At 55.5% G+C, this 22,613-nt stretch carries 15 protein-coding genes and 1 pseudogene; 6 read left to right on the forward strand and 10 right to left on the reverse strand.

Annotated elements, in window-relative coordinates; translation table 11 throughout:
• Window positions 1-70 precede the first annotated feature (70 nt).
• The 3 genes from FJU30_RS14530 to idnO all read right to left on the reverse strand — a co-directional run bounded on the left by FJU30_RS14530 (window position 71) and on the right by idnO (window position 2,276).
• Window positions 71-595 (reverse strand): hypothetical protein, encoded by a 525-nt coding sequence (locus FJU30_RS14530; RefSeq protein ID WP_150435697.1) that lies wholly within the window; start codon window positions 593-595, stop codon window positions 71-73.
• Window positions 582-1,268: a hypothetical protein gene (locus FJU30_RS14535; RefSeq protein WP_150435698.1), complete on the reverse strand. Its 687-nt coding sequence runs from the start codon at window positions 1,266-1,268 to the stop codon at window positions 582-584. Before FJU30_RS14535 ends, FJU30_RS14530 begins: the two co-directional genes overlap by 14 nt.
• Before the next feature lie 243 nt (window positions 1,269-1,511).
• Complete coding sequence (idnO, locus tag FJU30_RS14540; protein ID WP_150435699.1) at window positions 1,512-2,276, reverse strand: gluconate 5-dehydrogenase; 765 nt, start codon at window positions 2,274-2,276, stop codon at window positions 1,512-1,514.
• A 436-nt stretch (window positions 2,277-2,712) separates the two neighbouring features.
• Here idnO and FJU30_RS14545 point away from each other — a divergent pair, with 436 nt between their 5' ends.
• Window positions 2,713-3,702, forward strand: coding sequence for a LacI family DNA-binding transcriptional regulator (locus FJU30_RS14545; RefSeq protein WP_150435700.1), 990 nt, complete (start codon window positions 2,713-2,715; stop codon window positions 3,700-3,702).
• Between the two features lie 65 nt (window positions 3,703-3,767).
• Here the strand turns inward: FJU30_RS14545 and FJU30_RS14550 are convergent, their stop codons facing one another.
• Window positions 3,768-4,952, reverse strand: coding sequence for a NupC/NupG family nucleoside CNT transporter (locus FJU30_RS14550; protein ID WP_150435701.1), 1,185 nt, complete (start codon window positions 4,950-4,952; stop codon window positions 3,768-3,770).
• Window positions 4,953-5,211: 259 nt separating this feature from the next.
• Between FJU30_RS14550 and FJU30_RS14555 the strand changes: the two genes are divergently transcribed.
• Complete coding sequence (locus FJU30_RS14555) at window positions 5,212-6,177, forward strand: aldo/keto reductase (protein ID WP_150435702.1); 966 nt, start codon at window positions 5,212-5,214, stop codon at window positions 6,175-6,177.
• A 25-nt stretch (window positions 6,178-6,202) separates the two neighbouring features.
• On the opposite strand, the gene FJU30_RS14560 is transcribed toward FJU30_RS14555, so the two are convergent.
• A complete protein-coding gene (locus tag FJU30_RS14560) occupies window positions 6,203-7,219 on the reverse strand; it encodes a substrate-binding domain-containing protein (protein WP_150435703.1) in 1,017 nt (338 codons plus the stop codon).
• 794 nt (window positions 7,220-8,013) lie between these two features.
• Here FJU30_RS14560 and FJU30_RS14565 point away from each other — a divergent pair.
• Window positions 8,014-9,303 carry an MFS transporter gene (locus FJU30_RS14565; RefSeq protein WP_150435704.1) on the forward strand — a complete coding sequence of 430 codons (1,290 nt, stop codon included), beginning with the start codon at window positions 8,014-8,016 and terminating at the stop codon, window positions 9,301-9,303.
• Between the two features lie 22 nt (window positions 9,304-9,325).
• Entirely contained in the window at window positions 9,326-11,458 is a 2,133-nt protein-coding gene (locus tag FJU30_RS14570) for an alpha-galactosidase (RefSeq protein ID WP_150435705.1), read from the forward strand.
• A gap of 35 nt (window positions 11,459-11,493) precedes the next feature.
• Here FJU30_RS14570 and mgtE read toward each other — a convergent pair whose 3' ends face one another.
• The 3 genes from mgtE to ppk1 all read right to left on the reverse strand — a co-directional run bounded on the left by mgtE (window position 11,494) and on the right by ppk1 (window position 17,454).
• Complete coding sequence (mgtE, locus tag FJU30_RS14575; RefSeq protein WP_150435706.1) at window positions 11,494-12,918, reverse strand: magnesium transporter; 1,425 nt, start codon at window positions 12,916-12,918, stop codon at window positions 11,494-11,496.
• A gap of 931 nt (window positions 12,919-13,849) precedes the next feature.
• Window positions 13,850-15,382 carry an exopolyphosphatase gene (gene ppx, locus FJU30_RS14585; RefSeq protein ID WP_150435708.1) on the reverse strand — a complete coding sequence of 511 codons (1,533 nt, stop codon included), beginning with the start codon at window positions 15,380-15,382 and terminating at the stop codon, window positions 13,850-13,852.
• Window positions 15,383-15,390: 8 nt separating this feature from the next.
• Window positions 15,391-17,454 carry a polyphosphate kinase 1 gene (ppk1, locus tag FJU30_RS14590; protein WP_150435709.1) on the reverse strand — a complete coding sequence of 688 codons (2,064 nt, stop codon included), beginning with the start codon at window positions 17,452-17,454 and terminating at the stop codon, window positions 15,391-15,393.
• 883 nt (window positions 17,455-18,337) lie between these two features.
• Here ppk1 and FJU30_RS14595 point away from each other — a divergent pair.
• Complete coding sequence (locus FJU30_RS14595) at window positions 18,338-19,378, forward strand: TIGR04086 family membrane protein (protein WP_150435710.1); 1,041 nt, start codon at window positions 18,338-18,340, stop codon at window positions 19,376-19,378.
• A gap of 342 nt (window positions 19,379-19,720) precedes the next feature.
• Window positions 19,721-20,313, forward strand: a pseudogene (locus FJU30_RS14600) (DUF4225 domain-containing protein).
• A 475-nt stretch (window positions 20,314-20,788) separates the two neighbouring features.
• Here FJU30_RS14600 and purK read toward each other — a convergent pair.
• Both purK and purE read right to left on the reverse strand, forming a co-directional pair.
• On the reverse strand, window positions 20,789-21,862 hold the full coding sequence (gene purK, locus FJU30_RS14615; RefSeq protein ID WP_150435712.1) for a 5-(carboxyamino)imidazole ribonucleotide synthase: 1,074 nt from the start codon (window positions 21,860-21,862) through the stop codon (window positions 20,789-20,791).
• Complete coding sequence (gene purE, locus FJU30_RS14620; protein WP_150435713.1) at window positions 21,859-22,368, reverse strand: 5-(carboxyamino)imidazole ribonucleotide mutase; 510 nt, start codon at window positions 22,366-22,368, stop codon at window positions 21,859-21,861. Before purE ends, purK begins: the two co-directional genes overlap by 4 nt.
• Between the last annotated feature and the right edge of the window lie 245 nt (window positions 22,369-22,613).

The raw sequence follows: 22,613 nt of genomic DNA on the forward strand, positions 1-22,613 counted from the left end.
TCGCCGCTAAGGAAAAGGGCGAGTCATCCGCGAGAGCAGAGACCCGGACAGATTTGCTCAGACGACCGGCTTAAAACCAGCGCAGTATAGTAAGTTTGCCGGTCCGGGCTAACTTATTCCTTATTTCACGCCATGTTTTCCACTGCAGTTTTGTCGGGTGCTGATACATCGGAATCAATAACATAATGCCGCAGACGATTAACGGCAAGGTTATACATATCAGGCTGTTTTCAAGAACCCCCCCTAATGGGGTGAATGATGAAATGATGATCAGGATAATAAAAAGAATAGAGCTTAATGCTGTTATTACTCTCCTTTTCGTATCGGCCCGGTGCTGAATTAAATAGGTTGTCCCATCACTAAGGCTGGTGATGTATATAACCTCAGCCGTATCGCCACTTTCTATATAATGGATTTCTATATATTCGTTTTCAGCCAAAAATAAATTTTCATTGAACGGCAGTCTAATGTGGTAAATTCTATTATTCCCATCCAGAGAAATCTCAATGATATACATGCCGCTAATTAATGATTTTTTTATAGATGGCTGATATCTTATTGTATGGATACTGACTTTTCCACTACTTGTCCTCATATCGTTCACCTGCTGATATCAGTAATTGGTAGAGTCTGACTTCATGGCGGGATTTGGTTATCGCCGCCCACAGGTCGCTGACTATCAACCAAGAATACATCGCGGAAAAAAACGCGGAAAACACAAAGATCATGGCGAGCAGCGCAAAGATAAATCCATCTATATCGTACCGGTAAACGGGATAGCCTGAGACAAAAGCCAGCGCCAGACAGATAAACATATGCGGCATGTTTTGATAAGCATATTCGAGGTGATCGATCGGCGGTAACTGCCTGATGGGGGATTGCACTATCCAACTGATATATTTTTTGCCTTTTTTGCTTTTATCCAGATAAGCAATGGTAAGTGCGCCCGGGCTTAATCTGGCATATGTCATCCCAGCCATCAGTCCGCCACTCTGATTATTCCATAGTCCGTCATTCAGATCATTTCGATAGTAGGGTTTATCGGCTATGGTATAGCGATGTGTTGCCGAGCAGGCGGGATTATAATTACTCAAGGCATTAAATTCTGTTTGTTGTAATGTGCCGATAAGCACATTCGGGGAATTAATCACTTCTGCCGGAATATTTTGCAGGGAATATGGTCTGTTATTATAACCGGATGGCGAGTGCTGGCGTTTTTTCCCGGAAGGAGAGGGCGGGCGATTTGTTTTTTTTGATGAGAAAAACATTGATTTATTCCTGTCCTGAGCACCTTCTTTTTTATATCAGATGTATTTTTTTATTGCCAGAGAAAATATTTCCGTCACGTGTTGGCCAGCCGTGGACCGGTTTGACGGTATTTTTTGCGGATATTCCTGGATTGCTCATCCTTCAGGCCGCCGGCGCGTTGGTTTTGTTACCTGTCCCATCCCTGGGACTTGCTGAGCGCGGGAGATTCCAACGGCTGACGCCGCCCTTCCCCCGCGACGGCTTTAAACCGCCACCAGCATACCGCCGTCGACGAACAGCAGGTGGCCATTGACGAAATCCGAGGCCTGCGAGGCAAGGAACACCGCCGCGCCAATCAACTCTTCCGGATTGCCCCAGCGAGCGGCGGGCGTGCGCTTGCACAGCCAGTCGGTAAACTGCGGGTTATCCACCAGCGCCTTGGTCATCTCGGTTTTGAAATAGCCCGGCGCGATACCGTTAACCTGAATGTTGTAACGCGCCAGCTCCACGCACATACCGCGGGTCAGCATTTTGACCGCGCCTTTAGACGCGGCGTAAGGCGTAATGGTGTCGCGGCCCAGTTCGCTCTGCATGGAACAAATATTGATAATTTTTCCCCGCTGGCGCGGCACCATGGCGCGCGCTACCGCCTGAGAAACCAAAAATACCGATTTTTGATTGACGTTAATTACATCGTCCCACTCTTTTTCCGGGAATTCGGTAAATGGGTGACGGCGCTGAATGCCGGCATTATTAATTAATACATCGATGGCGCCGATATTATGTTCAATCTCGTCAATCGCCTGGCTTACCGCCTGACCATCGGTAACATCAAATGCCAGGGCATCGGCTCGATAACCCCGATCGCGTAACTGGCTCGCCGCGCTTTCGGCCCGTTCGCGGGTAATATCGTTGACGATAATCTGCGCGCCATATTCGGCCAACCCTTTTGCCAGCAGGAAACCAATTCCCTGCGCCGAACCGGTTATCAATATTTTTTTGCTTTCCAGCGAAAATAAATTCTTCATAAAATAATCCCGATAGCAGGCCAGAGATTGGACGAATACGCCAATCCCGATGAAACACCGCGTTTCTGCGTTTGAGTGTGTTGGTCAATTCATTGCCGGCGCCGGTATTTCGCGCAGGCCCGGAAGCGAAAGCTATGGGCTATAGAACCGTTTTCCTCTCGGGTAAACTGTGATCAAGATCACTATAAACGCTGTTACGGCGCTGTGTTACTGCTTCCGTGACCGCTATCGTACGGATAGCGCGATACCCCCTTTTTATTTCCTCGCCGGGCCAGAGGAAATGAGCAGTGAGAATTTTTTTCATCAATAAATCAGTATGTTATTTTTATTACCTCCGCCTGTTACATTTATCCGGCCGGAGTAACATGCTTCCAACGCAGCGGCCGGCGGTGCATAATCAGGCGCTATATTGAGGGGTTGTCGGCGGGTGTCGTGCATGAAAAATCAGCGGATCACGTTACAGGATATCGCCCAACTGGCCGGCGTGACGAAGATGACGGTCAGCCGCTATCTGCGCACGCCGGATAAAGTGGCGCCGGATACGGCGCAGCGCATCGCGCAGGTGATGAAAGAGGTGAACTACACGGCGGAAAACGCTGCCGGCACGGCGCGAGCGAATGCGCCGCGCATCGGGATACTGGTGCCTTCTTTTCATAACCAGATCTTTTCCGATCTGCTGGCCGGCATTGAGTCGGTTACCGCGCAGCAGGGCTACCAGACGCTGGTGGTCAATTATGATTACAGTAAGGAGCGCGAAGAGCAGCAGATTGTCAGCCTGCTGTCCTGCCAGATCGACGGCCTGATCCTGACCGATTCGGAACATACGCTGCGCACCGGAAAATTTTTAACTTCGGCCGCTATTCCCGTGGCGCAGGTGATGGATCTGGAGCCGACGCCGGGACGCATTGTGGTGGGGTTCGATAACTATCAGGCCGGCTGGGATATGACCACGACGCTGCTGGGCAGCGGCAAACAGCAGGTGGTCTATTTCGGTTCGATGTCGGATATCCGCGATCGTAAACGCTATCAGGGCTACAGTCAGGCGATGCGCGATCGCGGGCTGGAGCCGCGTCATATCACGCCGAATAAAGTGTCTTCGGTGTCCATCGGCGCCGGCATGCTGGCGCTGGCGCGTCAGATGTACCCGCAGATGGATGCGATCTTTTGCACTAACGACGATATCGCGGTCGGCGTGTTGCAGGAGTGCCTGAATTTGTCGATCGCCGTTCCGCAGCAGATGGCGATCGCCGGTTTTCACGGGCTGGATATCGGTCAGGCGACCACGCCGGGGCTGGCCAGCGTCGTGACGCCGCGCTTTGAGATAGGCAAGGTGGCGGCCGATATTTTGCTGAAGAAAATTAAGCGGATTTCCACGATCGAATTCGTCGATCTGCACTACCGCATTTCGCTGGGCGGGACGCTTTGAGTCGCGTTCTCCTGCGGCCACGTCCGCCCGGTCCGCAACGCTGCGGGCCGGGCGGACGCGATGGCTTACAGCACCAGTCCGGCGATGGCGGCGGACAGAATGCTGACCAGCGTGGAGCCGTAAACCAGCTTCAGACCGAAGCGCGACACCGTATTGCCCTGCTGTTCATTCAGCCCTTTGATGGCGCCGGCGATAATGCCGATGGAGGAGAAGTTGGCGAACGATACCAGGAACACCGACAGGATGCCGACGCTGCGTTCGGACAGGCTGCCGGCGACTTTCTGTAGTTCCACCATGGCGACGAATTCGTTCGACACCAGTTTGGTCGCCATAATACTGCCCACCTGCAGCGCTTCGTTTTGCGGGATACCCATCACCCACGCGAACGGATAGAACACGTAGCCCATCAATTGCTGGAAGCTCAGACCGAAGACGGTGCTGAACAGCGCATTGAGCGCCGAGATCAGCGCGATAAAGCCGATCAGCATCGCCGCGACGATGATCGCCACCTTGAAACCGGCCAGGATGTATTCCCCCAGCATTTCGAAGAAGCTCTGACCTTCGTGCAAGTTCCCCAATTGCAGATCCTGCTCCTGTTCCTGGCTATAGGGGTTGAGCAGCGACAGCACGATAAAGGTGCTAAACATATTCAGCACCAGCGCGGCGACCACGAATTTCGCATCCAGCATCGACATATAAGCGCCGACGATCGACATCGATACCGTCGACATCGCGGTGGCCGCCATGGTGTACATGCGTTTTTCCGACATCTTGCCCAGAATATCTTTATAGGCGATAAAGTTTTCGGACTGGCCGAGGATCAGCGAACTGACGGCGTTGAACGACTCCAGTTTGCCCATGCCGTTGACTTTAGACAGGATGGTGCCGATGATGCGGATTACGAACGGCAGAACTTTGATGTGCTGCAGAATGCCGATCAGCGCGGAGATGAAGACGATAGGGCACAGTACTTTCAGGAAGAAGAAGGCCAGTCCCTTATCATTCATGCCGCCGAATACGAAATCGGTACCCTCAGCAGCGAAACCGAGCAGCTGATTGAACAGCGCGGCAAACCCGGTAACAAAGCCCAGTCCCGCTTCCGAGTGCAGGAAGAACCAGGCCAGCAGTATTTCGATCACCAGCAGTTGAATGACGTAGCGTATGCGGATGCTTTTGCGGTCGCGGCACATTAGCAGCGCCAGAACCGCAACGACGACCAACGCCAGCGCGAATTGAAAAATATGAAACATATTTGCTCCAGGTTTGAGGGAGGTCAGGTTCACTTGTAATTTTATGTAACGAGCGAAGTAAAAGTGTGATGAATAACCCAAAGCGGGGATTATATCGTGGGAAGATAACTAAACTGAATAGCTTAATCTTATTCCTGCCTGTCGCTTTTTGTTACAGGTTGCTACCTGCGCGCTATTTGCGCAATGCGGCCGGCGAACGGCGTGCGGCGCGTTGAGCGCAACGCCCGGGCGGGACGATATTATCAAAGGAGCGTTTTTTATGACCACTTCGGTAACCTTACGTCCGCTGGGACGGACCGGCATCAACGTGCCGCCGTTAACCTTCGGCGGCAATGTTTTTGGCTGGACCATCGATCAGGCCACCTCAATGAGCCTTCTCGATGCGCTGTTGGATCACCAACTCAATTTTATCGACACCGCCGATATGTATTCGACCTGGGTGCCCGGCAATCAGGGCGGCGAGTCGGAAACCATCATCGGCAACTGGCTGAAAAAGAGCGGCAAACGCGATCGGGTCATCATCGCCACCAAAGTCGGCAAATCGCTGGGCGATAAGCCGGCCGGGCTGTCCGCCGGTTATATTCGTCAGTCGGTGGAGGATTCGTTGCGCCGCCTGCAGACCGACTATATCGATCTGTATCAATCGCATGAGGACGATAAGGACACGCCGCTGAGCGAAACGCTGGCCACTTTCGACGCCCTGATAAAAGAGGGCAAGGTGCGGGCGATCGGCGCGTCGAACTATGAGGCGGACAGACTGGCGCAGGCGCTGCAGGTCAGCGCGGATAACCACCTGGCGCGCTATGAAACGCTGCAGCCGGAATATAATCTGTACGATCGTCAGGGGTACGAACAGGCTCTGGAACCGCTGGCGCGCGCGCAAGGGCTCGGCGTGATTAACTACTATGCGCTGGCGAGCGGCTTTTTGTCCGGCAAGTACCGCCGCCCGGCCGATGCGTCAAAAAGCGCGCGCGGGAAAGAGGTGGTTGAAAAATATCTCAATGCGCGCGGTCTGACCCTCCTTGAGGCGCTCGATAGCGTCGCGCTGCGCCATCAGGCGAGCCCGACGCAGGTGGCGCTCGCCTGGCAGATTGCCCGGCCGGGGATCACGGCGCCGATCGTCAGCGCTACCTCGCTGCAACAGCTTGAGGAGTTGGCCGGCGCCGCGCGGTTGTCGCTGACGGCGCAGGATATCGCGCAGCTCGACCTGGCCAGCGCCTGGTAAGTTCGCGTCTTGCGCGTAGCCGGGGCTAGTCGTGCGGCGGATGGTCGGTCTGCCCGCTGCCCAGCGTCGGCTGCCACAGAACCTGCAGCTGTTCGAGCGGCGTGCCGCTCAGCAGCGCCAGAACCATCTCGCTGATCTGCCTGCCGACGCTGGTTCTGGTCGCCTGGATAATCGGCGTAACCGCCACGGTAACGAGCGAATCATCCGGCAGACCGTCATAGCTAATCAACGACACGCCCTGCTCGTCCAACAGGTTCGCCTGCTGCAGCGCGCTGGCCGCGCCGTCGCCCAGCATGTTGCTGTCGGTGACGATGGCGGTGGGCGGTTCCGGCAGCGCCAGCAGACGGCGCGCGGCGAGAAAGCCGCCGCGCCGGTCAGATTCGGCGGTCAGTATATAGCCGGCGGCCCGCAGGGCCTCTGCGTCCGGTACGCTGCGGCAAAAACCGTCGAGCCGCTGCTCGACGTAAGACAGACTGGCCTGGGTCCCGATAAAAGCGATGCGCTGATGGCCCAGTTCGCGTAAACGCTGCACCGCCAGCGCCGAACCGGCCGCGTTATCGAAGTCGAACCAGGCGTAGGGATGATCCAGCCGGCTGCGGCCGAGCGCCAGGAAAGGGAAATTCTGTTCGCAGAGATAGCGCAGACGTTTATCTTCGGGTTGGGTGTGGGCGACCAGCAGCGCGTCGACGCGGCGCGTTTCCACTATATGCTCCAGCGTCTGCGCGTGGCCGGGGCCTGGCGCGTCCGGGATCAGCAGCAGGTCCACGCCGTGGCGCGCCAGTTCAAGACTGATTCCGCCGATCATTTCCAGAAAGGTGGAGTTGTTCAATACGCGCGGCCGCGACGGGTAGACCAGCCCAATGGCGTCGGTTTTGCCCATTTTTAATCTTCTGGCCAGCGCATTGGGTTGATAGCCCAGACTTTTGGCGCAGGCGACAATGCGTTCACGCGTGGCGATGGCCACGTCGTCGTAGCCATTCAGCGCACGGCTTACGGTGGTGATCGACAGGCCAAGTTGTTCGGCGATTTTTTTTAATGACATAGCAGACCTGATTTATGACGCCGGTAGTGAGCCGGAAAACACCCGTTATATACTCTCAATAATTCGAGTTGCAGCACAAAACCTTATCGTTTGCACAACGCACAATGCACAACGCACATGCGTCGGCCCTTTGCGGGCGAAGCGCATGAATGCGCCTCGTCACGCGCAAGCGAGGGGCTCATCGGTCGTGACCGACGTTGTCCGGCCAGCCGCCGGCCTGCGGTAAGCGGCGGAATGTCTGTCAATAATCCCGATGGGCTGACCCGGATAAGCGATTCGGGCGAGCGAACGCGGCCAACGCCTCTGCAACCTGAAGTATGACGAGTATACCCAATAGATTCCGGATTACAGTACAAAACGTTGACGTGTTGAACCGCGCCAGCGCTGTCCGGGGAAGGGCGCTTATTCATCCCGTTCGCTTTACATGAATCACCGATTCGGGCGGTAATGTGCCGGCGAACAGATTTAAACGCGCCTCGCCGCTCGCCGAGGGGCTGTGGCGGCCACATACCTGACCAGTGCGTCTGCAACGAGGTCTACTGTAGGGGATTGAAATCTTTTACTCAAGCGGCCGGCAGTCGCAATAGCACGCCGTAAACCTGTTACAAGAATAAATTAGTAAAATCGCTATGTTCATCACAGATCCGAAACGTTTCGATTCTAATCCGAAACGTTTCGGATGTAGAGTGGCCGCAATAACAGCGGCGTTCGCCTGTTCAGCGGCACTGAGCCGACAGAGACGGCACCGGACTGATCGAGAGCGCCATTCGGGTGAACAGTAATGTGAGGTGGGTATGGGTGCGAGTGCGAGTGATAACAACGCCTGGTCGGCTAACCGGAATTTCTGGTTGTTCGGCCTGTTTTTCTTTTTCTACTTTTTTATCATGGCCTCTTACTATCCGTTTTTCCCCATCTGGCTGCATGATATTAATAATCTGAGCAAGACGGAGACCGGGATTGTTTTCGGCAGCATTTCCTTCTTCGCTCTCTGCTTTCAGCCCATCATGGGGCCGCTATCGGATAAGCTGGGGCTGCGTAAGCACTTAATGTGGGTGATCGTCGGCCTGCTGATTTTGTTTGCGCCGTTCTTTATTTATGTGTTCAGCCCGCTGCTGCAATACAACATCGTTATCGGCGCGCTTGTCGGCGGCCTGTACCTGGGCTTTGTTTTTACCGGCGGTTCGCACGCCATCGAAGCTTATATTGAGAAGGTGAGCCGTCATTCCAGCTTCGAATATGGCCGCACCCGCATGTTTGGCTGTATCGGCTGGGCGGTCTGCGCTTCGCTGGTCGGCATGCTTTATACCATCAACAACCAGTTTATTTTCTGGCTGGCCTCCGGCTGCGCCCTGGTGCTGGCCGTGTTGCTGTTTCTGGCGAAGCCCGACGTTTCATCCACGGCGTTCGTGGTGGACAAGCTGGGCGCCAATAAAGCGCCGTTCAGCCTGCGTACCGCGCTGGAGTTGCTGAAAAAACCGCAGCTGTGGTTTTTCGTGTTGTATATCATCGGCGTTCCCTGCGTATACGATGTTTTCGATCAGCAGTTCGCCAATTTTTTTACGTCCTTCTTTGAAACCAAACAGCGCGGCACGGAAATATTTGGGTTTGTCACCACCGGCGGCGAATTATTGAATGCCGCAGTGATGTTTTTTGCGCCGGTCATCATTGCCCGTATCGGCAGTAAAAACGCGCTGCTGCTGGCTGGCGCGATTATGTCGATTCGCATTATTGGGTCAGCCTTCGCCTCCAGCGCGCTGGAAGTGGTGCTGCTGAAAATTCTGCATATGTTCGAAGTCCCCTTCTTACTGGTCGGTTCGTTTAAATATATTACTCAGGTTTTTGAGGTGCGCTTCTCCGCCACGGTTTATTTGATTGGTTTCTGTTTCAGCAAACAGATTTCGATGATCTTTATGTCGTATTTTTCCGGACGGTTATATGACGCGTTCGGCTTTCAGCAAACTTATCTTTTTCTCGGCCTGATTGTCCTGACATTCACCGTGATTTCCGCCTTTACCCTGACGGGGCAGGGCGTGCTGGAGAATATGAGGGAACGCTGGCAGAAAAAACGCGATCAACTGGTTTGATGCAAGATACTGAGGAGAGAATATGCAACAGAATATAATCAGGCTGGAAAGCGCGCATTCGGATGTGATTTTACGCTGCTTTCCCTGGGTGGAAATCCTCTACTGGGGACCGCATCTGAACCATTTCGACGCGCAGATGAGCGTGGCTCTGGAACGTCCGGTTCCCAACAGCCGGCTGGATAACGACGTGCCGCTGACGCTGTGCCCGGAAAATGGCCGCGGTCTGTTCAGCGTGCCCGGCATCGAAGGGCACCGCGACGGTCTGGATTGGGCGCCGGTGTTTACCCCGGTCGATTATCGACTGCATGATAATCGCCTGACGATTACTCAGCAGGACGACACCGCCGGGCTGCGGCTGACCAGCGAACTGTACCTGTGTCCGCACAGCGGCGTGCTCAGCCATCGCAATACGCTGACCAACCTGAAAGCCGGCGTCTATCAATTGGCGCGTCTGGCGCTGACGCTGCCGCTGCCGGAACGGGCGCGCCAGGTAATGGCGTTCCACGGCCGCTGGATTGACGAATTTCAGCGCCATTCTCTGACGTTGGATCACGGCGGCTTCCTGCAGGAAAACCGCCGCGGCAGAACTTCGCACGAATATTTCCCCGGCGTGGTCATCGGCAGCGACGGCTTCAGCGAACAACAGGGGGAAGTGTGGGGGCTGCATCTGGCGTGGAGCGGCAATCACCGCCTGCGCGTGGACTGCAAGAGCGACGGCCGGCGGCAGATTCAGGCTGAGGCGCTCTATTTCGCCGGCGAGATCGCGCTGGAAGATCAGCAGTCGATCTCGACGCCGTGGATATACGCCACCTATGCCGCGCGCGGACTGAATGCGATGAGCGAACACTTCCATCGCTATGTGCGCGCCGAACTGATCGCCGGGCTGCAGGACAAACCGCGGCCGGTGCATTTAAATACCTGGGAAGGCATCTATTTCGATCATCAGCCGGATAACATCATCACGATGGCGCAGCGCGCCGCCAGTCTCGGCATTGAGCGTTTCATCATCGACGACGGCTGGTTTAAAGGGCGGGTTAACGACCACTTTGCGCTCGGCGACTGGTATGTGGATGCAGAGAAGTACCCGCAGGGGCTGACGCCGGTGATCGCGGCGGTAAAGGCGACCGGTATGGAGTTTGGTATTTGGGTTGAACCGGAGATGGTCAATGAGGACTCCGATCTGTTCCGCCGTCACCCGGACTGGCTGCTGAAACTCGACGGCTATCCGCTGCTGACCGGGCGCAACCAACTGGTGCTCGATCTGTGCCGGCCGGAGGTGTATGAGTACCTGCTGGAGCGGCTGAGCTGGCTGCTGGGTCAGCACGATATCGACTATGTAAAGTGGGACTTCAACCGCGAACTGGTTCAGCCCGGCCACCACGGCCGCCCGGCGATGGTGGCGCAGACCGAGCAGCTATATCGCCTGTTCGATGCGCTGAATCAGCGCTTCCCGCAGGTTGAGTTCGAATCCTGCGCGTCGGGCGGCGGCCGTATCGACTATGAGATCCTCAAGCGCTGTAAACGTTTCTGGCCGTCCGACAGCAACGATGCGCTCGATCGCCAGCAGATTCAGCGCGGCATGAGTTATTTCTTTCCGCCGGAAGTGATGGGTACGCACATCGGCGGCAATCCCTGCCACAGCACGTCGCGCATTCTCGACGTCAATTTCCGCGGTCTGACCGCGCTGTTTGGCCACATGGGCGTCGAGCTCGATCCGTTAAGCGCGCCGGAGGAGGAACAGCAGGCTTTTGCCCGCTATATTGCGCTGCATAAACACTTGCGTCCTTTGCTGCACAGCGGCGTGGCCTTCCGTCTCGATACGCCGGACGATATTTTGATCCACGGCGTACGGGCGCAGGACGGCAGCCGGGCGGTGGCGATGGTCAGTCAACTGACGCTGCCGCATTATGCGCTGAGCGGTACGCTGCGCGTACCCGGCCTGAAATCGGGCGCGCTCTATCGGGTCAGCGTGTTGGATAAGCCGCAAAGCCTGAACAAGGCGCGCAACCATACGATGAAAGTGTATCCGCGCTGGCTGCGCGAGGAGGTGGTACTGAGCGGCGAATGGCTGGAGCAGGTTGGGCTGCCATTGCCGGTGCTGGATCCGGCCAGCGCGATACTGCTGTCCTTCGATGAAATCGACGCCGCGCATTGATGCAACGGTATTGCCCGGCGCGCGCCGGGCAGGCGTTAGTGCAGCAGAAAAACGGTCGCCAGACCGAGGAAGATAAAAAAACCGCCGGTATCGGTAATGGCGGTGATCATCACGCTGGAGCCGACCGCCGGATCGCGCCCCAGCCTGATCATGGTCATCGGGATCAGCACGCCCATCATCGCGGCCAGCAGCAGATTGAGCAGAATGGCCAGCATCATCACGCCGCCCATCGAAGCGCTGCCGTACAGCAGCCAGGTCACCACCCCCATAATGCCGCCCCACACCACGCCGTTAATCAGAGCCACGCCCAGCTCCTTCAGCAGCAGGTGGGAGACCTTGCCGTGTTCCAGCTGATGCAGCGCCAGCGCGCGCACAATCATGGTAATGGTCTGGTTGCCGGTATTGCCGCCGAGCCCGGCGACGATCGGCATCAGCGTAGCCAGCGCCACCAGATGGGATAAGGTATGTTCAAACAGGCCGATCACGCGCGAGGCGATAAACGCAGTGCACAGGTTGATCGCCAGCCAGGCCCAGCGGTTGCGCACCGCTTTATGGATCGGCGCGAACACATCCTCTTCCGGGCTTAACCCGCCGGCGCGGCGCAGATTGCTGTCGCTCTCTTCGTTCACCACATCGACGATATCTTCTACCGTCAGTCGACCGAGCAGCTTGCCTTTACTGTCGGTGACCGCGGTGGAGATCAGGTTATAACGTTCAAATGCGCCGGCCGCCTCTTCGGCGGTATCTTCCGGCAGGAAGGAGATCGGTTTGGGGTTCATGACATCGGCCACCTGCGTTTCCGGCCGGTGCAGCAATACGCTGGTCAACAGCAGTTCGCCGAGCAGCGTGTTCTTACGATCGACCACAAACAGCTTATCGGTGGATTCCGGCACCGATTTGCGATAGCGCAGATAGCGCTGTACGGCGGCCAGACTCATATCGGGGCGCACGGTCACCAGCTCGAAGTCCATGATATGACCGACATGGTCCTTCTCATAGTTGACCGCTTCGCGCAGCTGAGCGCGCTGGCGCGGCTCCAGCGAGGTGAGAATGCGACTGAGCAGATTGCGCGGCAGATAGCGCGCCAGATAAGCCTTTTCGTCGAGGTCGAGCGGACGAATCGCCTTCAGGATGGCCTTATCGCTCATATCGGCGATCAGGCTGTCCCAGACGTTATCCGAGACTTCAATCAACACGTGGCCGCGCCGATCGGGCGGCACCAGGCGCCAGAGCGCCAGGCGTTCATCGTGCGGCAGCGATTCTAGCAAGTCGGCGAGGTCGGCGGCGTGCAGTTCCTTAACCAGCAGGGCGATTTCCGCGGTCTGGTCGAGCAGGTATTTTTTATCGATGCCGGGCGCCGACTGTTTTTGGCCGGTGATATCATCAACCAGCGCTTTATTATCCAGCAGCAGAGAAAGGATACGGCGGCGGAGAGTGGAGAGTTTTTTTACGCTCGACATGGTGTGAACAGTCCTGTTAAATCCGAATCAGCGGGGAAACCCTCCCCGGCGTGTAAGGCGATAAACGCTAATTATGACGCATATATATGACGCCGAAACAACCGCCGCTTATTTTTATCCCCGTTATTCGCAGGTCGCTCAGGCATTGTCCAACGCACCTATGTTTTTCCCGCGCCCCGAAATCACTGGCAATAACGTTATGCCCGTTATACTTCAGGTTGCGTACGTATTGATTGCGCTCAATTCTTCGGCCGGTATTCTGGCCTTATTTCCGGCGCTTACTTTCGGGCCGCGCTGGCGCGTCTCAAAACGATAATGCGTTGCTGCAACCCGAATTATTCAGGGCATCTTGCGGCGCATAATTCGCGTGGCGCACGATTATTCAGTTTATCACCGTCATGCTAACGGAGCGGACTGTGCCGTATGATTACGGCGATTCCGTCAGCAGAATGACGACATTACTCTTTTTGGGGGATGAACGGATCGGATGGCGGCAATTGCGTCATCGTTTGTTCGATACGCGATGATGCCTGTTTATCGAGATGGTGGGAATAAGCGCTAATCGCAGACCAGGCAAAACGGCCCAGCAAAATGAGAAAACTAATCAACAAAACCGTACGGGCTATAGATGAACTACTTCGTCGCGAGCGCATAGATAGTCGTCGTCTGTGGGTAAGCGTATTCATTACCGCAATATCTCCTTCAGCAGCGGACATCCGCCTGAATTTATTTAGGCACAAGCGCCGCGCGAGGTCAATCTCCCGGAAGGTAAAAAAATTTTTCCGGCGCCGCTAAATCCGGTCGGGCCGTTATCGGGCGCGTCAGCGGGCCCGATAACGTGAACTTACGGGCCGCTGGCGCCGAATGCCAGTCCCGCTCGCGTTGTTCAGCCCGCGGGGATTGTCCGCCCGGGGAAGTGAAGCGAACGCGATCAGCCGGCTTTCTCCTCCTCAATCGTCAGCTTCCAGCCGGCGACGTCGGCCCAATATCCCTGCTCGCGCTCCAGATCGAGCTGTACGAGGTTATTCTGGCTAAAAAAGTCCGAAGGAAAGGTCAGCGTCCAGTGATAATCATCGGTGGCCAGCCGCAGCGTGGCAGGCGTGGTGGTGGCCTGACGCTGATTGTTCAGCAGCGTGGCCAGCCGCAACAGCAGAACCAACGGCAAGTAGTGCTTCTTCTTGAACAGATTCAGGCGCGGCAGCTCATCGAGTTTCAGCGCCTTACGGTGCAGCCGCACGATCAGCGACAGCAGCAATTGCTGTTCCTGATTGAAGCCGGGCAGATTGGTATTCTGCAGAATATAGGCGGAATGACGGTGCATTCCATTGTGATTAATGCTAAGCCCGACCTCGTGCAGCATCGAGGCCCATTTCAGCATGGCTTCCAGTTGCGGATGCACCAGCGAAGGATTCTGCCCGGCCCATTGGGTGTACAGCAGTTCGGTGGTTTCCCGCACCCGACGCGCCTGTTCGCGATCGATATTGTAGTGCTCCGCCAGGCTTTGCGCGGTGCGCGTACGGATATCCTGATGGCGAAAGCGCCCCTCCATTTCATACAGCACGCCTTCGCGCAGCGCGCCGTCGGACAGACGCAGCTCCTTGATCGCCAGCGCATCGAAGATACCGCACAGGATCGCCAGGCCGGGCACCAGCACCGACTGCCGTTCTTCCGTCAGGCCGGGCAGGCTCAGCGACTTAAAGTTTTTGAACTGCGTGACCTTGCGGCACAGCGTATCCAACCGTTCGGGGGTGATCAGGCCGTCCTTTTCGCCCATCTCCATCAGAATCTCATTGGTAGCCTTGATGGTGCCGGAGGCGCCCAGCGCGTACTGCCAGCCATAGATACGGTATTCCCACGCCAGCGTTTCCAGCTTCTGCGCGGCCGCCAGACGCGCACGCCTGAAATTGGCCTCGCTGATGGCGCCGCCGGGAAAAAATTGTTGTGCGAAGCTTACGCAACCCATGCGGCGGCTTTCGATCAGCATGGGTTCAAAATCTTCGCCGATCACCAGTTCGGTCGAGCCGCCGCCGATGTCGATCACCAGCTTGCGCCCCTTCTCCGGTTGGGTATGTTCAACGCCCATAAAGATCAGCCGGGCTTCTTCATGACCGGAGATAATCTCGATCGGATAGGGGATCACGTCCGCCGCGCGGCGCAGAAATTCGCGCGCATTGCTGGCCTGACGCAGCGCATGGGTGCCCACTATTGAGACGTTGAGGGCGGGAAACCCCTGCAGCCGTTCGGCGAACAGCGCCAGACAGCTCATCCCGCGCGCCATGGCCTCTTCGCTGAGCTCATTATCGCTGTTCAGCCCGTCGGCCAGGTGAACCCGCTGTTTCAGCCGGCCCAGCACCTGCAGCGCACCATTGACCACACGGGCGATTACCATATGGAAACTGTTCGAACCCAGGTCAATGGCGGCGAATTCCTGGGGTTTATCGGTATGATTTTCTGTTAACAGCATACAAAAGCCTATTCTTCGGGTTGTTCCAGCATCCTGAGGTAATCATAGATCGCAACCTGCGCGCGTACTTTCCTGCGGTTGCCGCGAGAGACATAACGATTACTGGATTCTTTATCAATCACACGGGCTTTTACCGTATCACTGAATAACAGTTCAAGGATATCAAGTATTCGGTTCCTGAGGCTGGGGTCCAGCACTTCCACCGCCACTTCAATGCGGTAATCAATATTACGCGTCATCCAGTCGGCGGAGGACAGGAATACCTTCGGGGCGCCGCCGTTGTTGAAAACGTAAACCCGGTCATGCTCCAGGTAACGGTCGACGATGCTGATCGCCCGGATATTATCGCTGATGCCGGGCAGCGCGGGAATAAGCGAACACATACCGCGCACCAGCAGACGAATTTTCACCCCGGCCGACGAGGCGTTGTACAGCCGTTCCACCAGCCCCTTATCGACGAGGTTGTTCACCTTGAGCGTAATGCCGGCTTCCATGCCCGCCTGAGCGTTGGCGATTTCCTGATCGATCAACTGATACAGACGGTCGCGCGAGTTTTGCGGCGAGACCAGCAGATGTTCAAAGCTGACCGGCCGGTAGGGGTTTTCAATAAAGTTGAATACCCGGCGCACCTCGTTGGTGATGCGCTCATCGGCGGTCAGCAACGAGTAGTCGGTATACAGGCGCGCGGTTTTTTCATTGAAGTTGCCGGTCCCGATATGGGCGTAACGCACAATGTCCTCGCCTTCGCGGCGCGAAATCAGAAACAGTTTGGCGTGAATCTTCAGGCCGGGCGCGGAGAATATAACGTGTACGCCCGCTTCGGTCAGCCGTTTGGCCCAGTGGATGTTGGCCGCTTCGTCGAAGCGCGCCTGCAGTTCGACCACCACGGTGACCTTCTTGCCGTTGTGCGCCGCGTGGATCATGGCATCGATGATGCGCGAATCTTTGGCGACCCGGTAAATGTTGATTTTGATGGACAACACGCTCGGATCGAATGACGCCTGACGCAGCAGCTCGAGCACGTGCTCAAACGTGTGGTAGGGGTAATAAAGCAGAACATCGCGTTCGCGGATCGCGTCAAAACCGTTGCGGAATTTATCGAACCACAGATGGCGCAGGCGCGGCAGCGGCTTGTTCACCATGTTGGCCTTGCCGACGTTGGGGAAGCTGATGAAATCTTTAAAGTTGTGGTAACGGCCGCCCGGGATCACCGAATCGAAGGAAGAGATGCCGAGCTTTTCCTGCAGGATATGCACCATGGCATCCGGCATATCGCGCTGATAGACGAAGCGCACCGGCTCCGCCGTCAGGCGCTGTTTCAGGCTGGAAGACATCAGCTCCAGCAGGCTGGATTCCATTTCCGTCACCAGATCGTATTCCGCGTCGCGCGTCATCTTCATCGAGTAGGCGTTCAGCGCGTCATAGTCAAAGAAGCCTTTAAAGATATCGTCCAGACAGTAGCGAAGAATATTATCCAACAGGATCATCGGTTTACGACGGCGTGGCGCTTCCGGCGGCAGGTTAACGAAGCGCGGTACCTTATCGGCAGGGATCTCAAGCAGCGCGTAGTCGATTTTTTCACCCTGAATAATTTCCACCGCCAGATAGGTGTAGTCGTCTTTCAGGAACTGCACGAGGCTGGTGTCGTCCTGGATCAGGATCGGCGTAATGTGCTGACGCAGGTGCTGACGGAAATAGGTGCGCAGCCAGGCCTGCTGGTTGACCGACACCTGACGTTCATTGACGAGGAAAATCTGATTGCGCGCCATTTCCAGCAGCAGTTCGTTATACAGGTTGTCGAATTCCTGATCGATCTTCAGCACGCGTGACTGAATTTTATTGATTAAGTGGCGTAAGGTGCTGGGGGCGCCCTGATCTTCATTAATCAGTATGCGGCGTTTGAGATCGGCAAAGCGAACCTTGTAAAACTCATCCAGATTGTTGGAGTAGATGCCGAGAAAACGCATGCGTTCAATCAGAGGATTGCTCTTGTCGGCCGCTTCCTGCAGAACGCGTTCATTGAAGGATAACCAACTTAACTCTTTCTCAATATAGAGCTTGTCCTGACTCATTGTAACTCCGTTAAACTGCACTAAAGGTATGTCTCTAGTATCTGACAAAATTATGGCGCTAACATGACGATCAAGTCTATACCAAATAGGTTGCGGCGGGCGACCGAACGCCCTGGCGCCGGGCTCCCTTGCGCGATCGTCGGCGTCTGTTCGCGCCCGTTTCCGTCCTGGTCGTAAAAACACGCTCCGATTATACCTTACTGTCGCGGCCGGGTTGACCTTTGCCGCCGATATTCCCTGCATTCGCCGGCGTGATAGCCCGATCGACGGGAGCGATTCGGCGTTCGGGAGCAGCAGGGGCTGCCGTTACCCGATCGTTCGAATTATTTAACTGACTGGTCCGTTATCGACGGCGCGATATTTCCCGGCGCCATGCGATGATGACTTTATAGCCAAAACAATTCGAGTCGCTGCAAGGCGGCGACGCAGCGACGAATTCGGCGGCAACGAATGGGGCCAGCCAACGGCTGACCCTTCGGTGAGAGGGCGGATGCCTCCCGTTAATCCCCTGGCGCTTACCGCAGTAAGTGACCGAGGTGAACAAGAAAGGCCAACGCACCTGCAACTTATATCTTCGTCATCTTTCAGGCTACAAATGCGCTGCCGTTGTTGCCCGTTCCATCTATGGGCTTTGCTCATAAAGAGCCAACGATCTGCGTTGTTCAGGCGATGTCTTTTTTCCACCCGCCGAATTATTTAGGGCGTATGCTATTTATTTTATCTGAATTAATTTAAAAGAAAATACTTGTGGGGAATATTAATTAATGTGTGTTTTTTTGTGCGACGTTTTTATTTATACGCACAGCACCCGATTTAATTTACCTGGCTATACTCAGGGGGATCATAGCTAGTGGAAGTCATTTAAAAACCGAAGGAGTTAATTGTGGACGCAACAAACGATCTCAGAACGTTAAAAACGATTTCCTGGGGGAGTATTATCGGCGGGGTAATAACGGTACTGGCTATTTCGATGCTGTTATCCACGCTGGGTACGAGCCTGGGATTTTCAATCGTCGATCCGCTGTCGGATGATCCGGCCAATGGCGCCGGCACGACGGTCGTCGTATGGTCGGCGATATCAATTATTGTCAGCCTGGCGGTCGGGGCGTTCGTCGCCGGTCGGCTTGCCGGCAACGACGGAGCTATTCATGGCTTTCTGGTCTGGGCTACCGCGCTGATTGTCGCGGCGATTCTGGGCGCCATGCTGGTGGGATCGGCGGTGAAAGCCACCGGCAATGTCCTGGGCTCCATCGCTTCGGCATCTGGTTCGGTGCTGTCCGGCGCGGGCAACGTTATCGGCAAGAGCGCCTCGGGTTTGGGCGATATCGGCCAGCAGGCGTTCGAGCAGTTAAATATTAATACCGAACTGCAGCAGGGAAAATTACAGGACAATGTCATTACGGCGTTGAAGAAAAGTAATATTCCTTCATTACAGCCTGAATTTATGCAGCAGCAATTGAATGGCGCAAAGGATGACGTTATTGCGGCGGTTAAGCAACTGGCGACACAGACGGAAAATAGTGATGCTATTGTACAGACGCTGCTGGATAAATTAAAAGCCCGCGGAGAAGCTATCTCGCAGGATGTGGATACCAACGCGCTGAAAAAAGCGTTGACTGAAAATACCAGCCTGAGCGAGCAGGAAGTGAACCAGACGGTAAATAACCTGATCGCGACGAAGAATAAAACTGCCGACGTAGTCAATCAGCGCCTGAGTGACGCACAGGAAAAAATCAATCAGGCCAAACAGCGCTACGCCGAGCTGAAGCAGCAGGCGCGTGAACAGGCTGCTAAAGCGGCCTCGATGCTGGCCCATGCGGCCCTGTGGTCGTTCTTCGCGCTGCTGATTGGCGCGGTGGTTTGTTCCCTGGCCGGGCTGTGGGGCGTAAAAACCAATAAATGCGTACGTTCAGCGCGTAGCTAAGCGTTAAGTTTTACGCTATCTGCGCGATCAATCCGCCGTTCCGGTTAACCGGAACGGCGGTTTTTTTTGTCGGCCCTAAACCACCGTCTCGGGAACGGGGGATTGTTTATCCATTCATTGCCGCCGGCGCATGATTGTCCTGCTTTCCGGCCGCTCGAAATCTATCGGATATATGGATATATTCAAACGTATCATTTAATCTGCGAAGGAATGGACATGGATGTATTAGCTGAGTTCTTTGCAAGACACCCGGAGTTCAGTAAGTAGAGTGAACGTAAGCATTTCTAATGAGCTAAGCATATCAATATATTGATTGACCGGTGAAATTAACTCGCAAAAGTAATGTGTTTCGTCGAAAATAAATATGTAAAACAGAGTCTGGTCAACGATAATTTTATTAAAGACGTTACCAGCTACGCACTGGAAATAAATTCAAGAGTGAACGTGGGACGTATTTCTGTTCCTGATGCTATTCGCGAAGTGGATGAGGAAATCGCTTCGCTTAATCAGCAAGATGAATCTCTGTCAGAGAAAAAGAAACAACAAACGTTAATTTTGGCAGGCAACGCCCGACAAAGAACAACCCAAAATTTCAGCGCGGAATGGGATAAATTAATTGTCGCCGGCATCGGCATCGTTTCCGGAGCCCTGCAGACGATGGCGGGTCTTGCCCTGATCGAAACGGGGCCGGCCGGCGCGTTGATGCTGGCGCATGGCGTCAGTAATACGATAGAGAATGGATATTATATCCTTATCGTGAAGATTATGTCGGTCCGGTAAGATTTGTGTGCCGGGGCATCGCCAGAGAGTTCTTTCATGCCAGTGAACGCAATGCCGATGTTATCTATACGTCGGTAGACATTGCTGTCTCGCTTAACGACCGGTTCGGTTATAAACATCTCTCCCGCAGTGGAGAGACGGTATCGTTATATTGATGCTGATCTTCTCTCCGGATTGAAACAGCAAGGGATAAAGATCATGAGTGTTCCGGAGATTATTGTTGAAGTGACTGACGACGTCAATATTTTTTACGTCTAATATCGCTCTTGTTGAGGAGGAGATATGGCGTGGGTTTATATTTTTTTATCAATATTATCCTGGCCGGTCTATACTATTGCGTCAGCCATCTGCTTTACTCGAATAACGTTTATTATAAGTTTTCCTCTTTGCTTTTAACCTGTGCGCTGTCACTCTTTTATTACGACGTCTTGCTTACCGATCGCATCGCCATGTTTAATATAGATACGTCAGAAAATGATTTTTTGCACTATACCACGATATTTTTCGCCTGTTCGTATTGCGTTCCGTTGTTTATCGCGTATAAAAAATTTTACAGGAAGCGATCACAACGTCGTCGATAAAGACACCGGAAAGTCGCCGCCTCCCGGTGTCCCGATCTGCGCCGGAATGTCAGGCCTGGCGCAGTTGCCGCGCCGCCCAGTGTAGCCCGGCGCGGTAATCATCCGGCAGCAGCGGCGTCAGGTCGCTCAGCGTCTGATTCAGCGCGTCGATTCGCCCGTGGTGCAGATTGAGATGGCCGACCTTGCGTCCCGGCCGCACCTCTTTTTCATACCAGTGCAGATGAACCAGCGACAGCGTTAGCCAGTCGATATTGACCGCGGTGCCGATTAAGTTGACCATCACCGACGGCTCGCTGACGGCCGGCGTCGGCAGCGGCAGATCCAGGATCGCCCGCAGGTGCAGTTCAAACTGACTGATTGACGCGCCGTTCTGTGTCCAGTGGCCGCTGTTGTGCACGCGCGGCGCCAGTTCGTTAATCAGCAGCCGATCGCCGACGATAAAGCACTCCATCGCCATCACCCCGACATAGCCCAGCGCATTCATAATCGCGGACAACATCTGCTCCGCCTGGCGCTGCAGGTGTGCCGGCGGCTGGGGAAGGGCGACGCTGGCGCGCAGAATGCCGTCCTGATGCAGGTTGTGGGTAAGCGGATAAAACACGCACTGACCCTGATGACTGCGGGCGCCGACCAGCGAGACTTCGCCGGAAAAATTGATGCCCTGTTCCACGATGCATTCGCCATAGCAATCGGACGGCAAATCGGCCTGTTCGCCGGGATGAAGCCGCCATTGACCGCGGCCGTCATAGCCGCCGGTACGGCGCTTCACGATGGCCAGATCGCCCAGCGCGGCAAAAATCTGCGGCCACTCCAGCCGGTCGCTCAGCAGTTGCCACGGCGCGGTGGCCAGCCCGAGATCGTCCAGCAGTTGCTTTTGCGTCAGACGGTCCGCCAGAAGCGGGAAAATATCCCGGTTGACGAAGCCGGCGTGGCCGGCCAACTGGCGGGTCAGCGCGGTTTCCGGCCAGCGTTCAATCTCGGCGGTGATCACGCTGTTCTGGAAGGGAACGGCCTCCGGTTCGGCATTCAGACCGACCGGGTAAACCGCGATGCCGAGCGGTTCGCCCGCCTGGCGCAACATCCGGCCGAGCTGACCGTCGCCGAGTACGCAAACAGGTTTCATGCGTCCTCCCGCGGATCGGGCTGAGACAATACGTCGTCAGTCTGGCGCTGGCGCCAGTCGGCGAGCCGTTGCGCCAGCGCGGCGTCGTGCAGCGCCAGAATCTGCGCGGCCAGCAGCGCGGCGTTGGCCGCGCCCGCTTTACCGATGGCCAGCGTGCCTACCGGGATGCCGCGCGGCATTTGTACAATCGAATACAGGCTGTCAACGCCGCTCAGAGCCGCGCTTTGTACCGGCACCCCGAGCACCGGTACCAGCGTTTTAGCGGCCAGCATACCGGGCAGATGCGCCGCGCCGCCGGCGCCGGCGATAATCACGTCAAAGCCATTCTGCTTAGCCTGCTCTGCGAAACTGAATAGTTTATCCGGCGTGCGGTGGGCGGAAACCACCTCTGCGTGAAAAGGGATAGCCAGCGAGGTGAGAATATCCGCGGCAAACTGCATAGTGGCCCAGTCACTCTTTGAACCCATGACAAGGGCAATTTTAGCCGGGGCAGCGTTGGATGACATGCCTGTAAAGCTCCTGTTTGTACGTAGTGGTGGTGCGAGAAGATGGTGCAGCAGCGGCCAGTCGGGTGGTCTCTGGCTGCGAGGGCGTAGAGCATAACACGGGGCGATCGCGAGGAAAACGGTTGCGCGGCCATCAAAACGGCAAAAACGGCGAGTTTTCGGCTATCGGCGTGAAATAAAAAACAAAAGCGGACGGCACTCCATGTCGGCGAAAGCGACGCGCGACGCGGCGATCGATTGCCGGG

It is taken from the genome of Affinibrenneria salicis, assembly GCF_008710095.1.

Coding starts and splice junctions, on each gene's coding strand:
- FJU30_RS14530 (WP_150435697.1), bottom strand. CDS start 595: ATGAGGACAAGTAGTGGAAAAGTCAGTATCCATACAATAAGATATCAG.
- FJU30_RS14535 (WP_150435698.1), bottom strand. CDS start 1,268: ATGTTTTTCTCATCAAAAAAAACAAATCGCCCGCCCTCTCCTTCCGGG.
- idnO (WP_150435699.1), bottom strand. CDS start 2,276: ATGAAGAATTTATTTTCGCTGGAAAGCAAAAAAATATTGATAACCGGT.
- FJU30_RS14545 (WP_150435700.1), top strand. CDS start 2,713: ATGAAAAATCAGCGGATCACGTTACAGGATATCGCCCAACTGGCCGGC.
- FJU30_RS14550 (WP_150435701.1), bottom strand. CDS start 4,952: ATGTTTCATATTTTTCAATTCGCGCTGGCGTTGGTCGTCGTTGCGGTT.
- FJU30_RS14555 (WP_150435702.1), top strand. CDS start 5,212: ATGACCACTTCGGTAACCTTACGTCCGCTGGGACGGACCGGCATCAAC.
- FJU30_RS14560 (WP_150435703.1), bottom strand. CDS start 7,219: ATGTCATTAAAAAAAATCGCCGAACAACTTGGCCTGTCGATCACCACC.
- FJU30_RS14565 (WP_150435704.1), top strand. CDS start 8,014: ATGGGTGCGAGTGCGAGTGATAACAACGCCTGGTCGGCTAACCGGAAT.
- FJU30_RS14570 (WP_150435705.1), top strand. CDS start 9,326: ATGCAACAGAATATAATCAGGCTGGAAAGCGCGCATTCGGATGTGATT.
- mgtE (WP_150435706.1), bottom strand. CDS start 12,918: ATGTCGAGCGTAAAAAAACTCTCCACTCTCCGCCGCCGTATCCTTTCT.
- ppx (WP_150435708.1), bottom strand. CDS start 15,382: ATGCTGTTAACAGAAAATCATACCGATAAACCCCAGGAATTCGCCGCC.
- ppk1 (WP_150435709.1), bottom strand. CDS start 17,454: ATGAGTCAGGACAAGCTCTATATTGAGAAAGAGTTAAGTTGGTTATCC.
- purK (WP_150435712.1), bottom strand. CDS start 21,862: ATGAAACCTGTTTGCGTACTCGGCGACGGTCAGCTCGGCCGGATGTTG.
- purE (WP_150435713.1), bottom strand. CDS start 22,368: ATGTCATCCAACGCTGCCCCGGCTAAAATTGCCCTTGTCATGGGTTCA.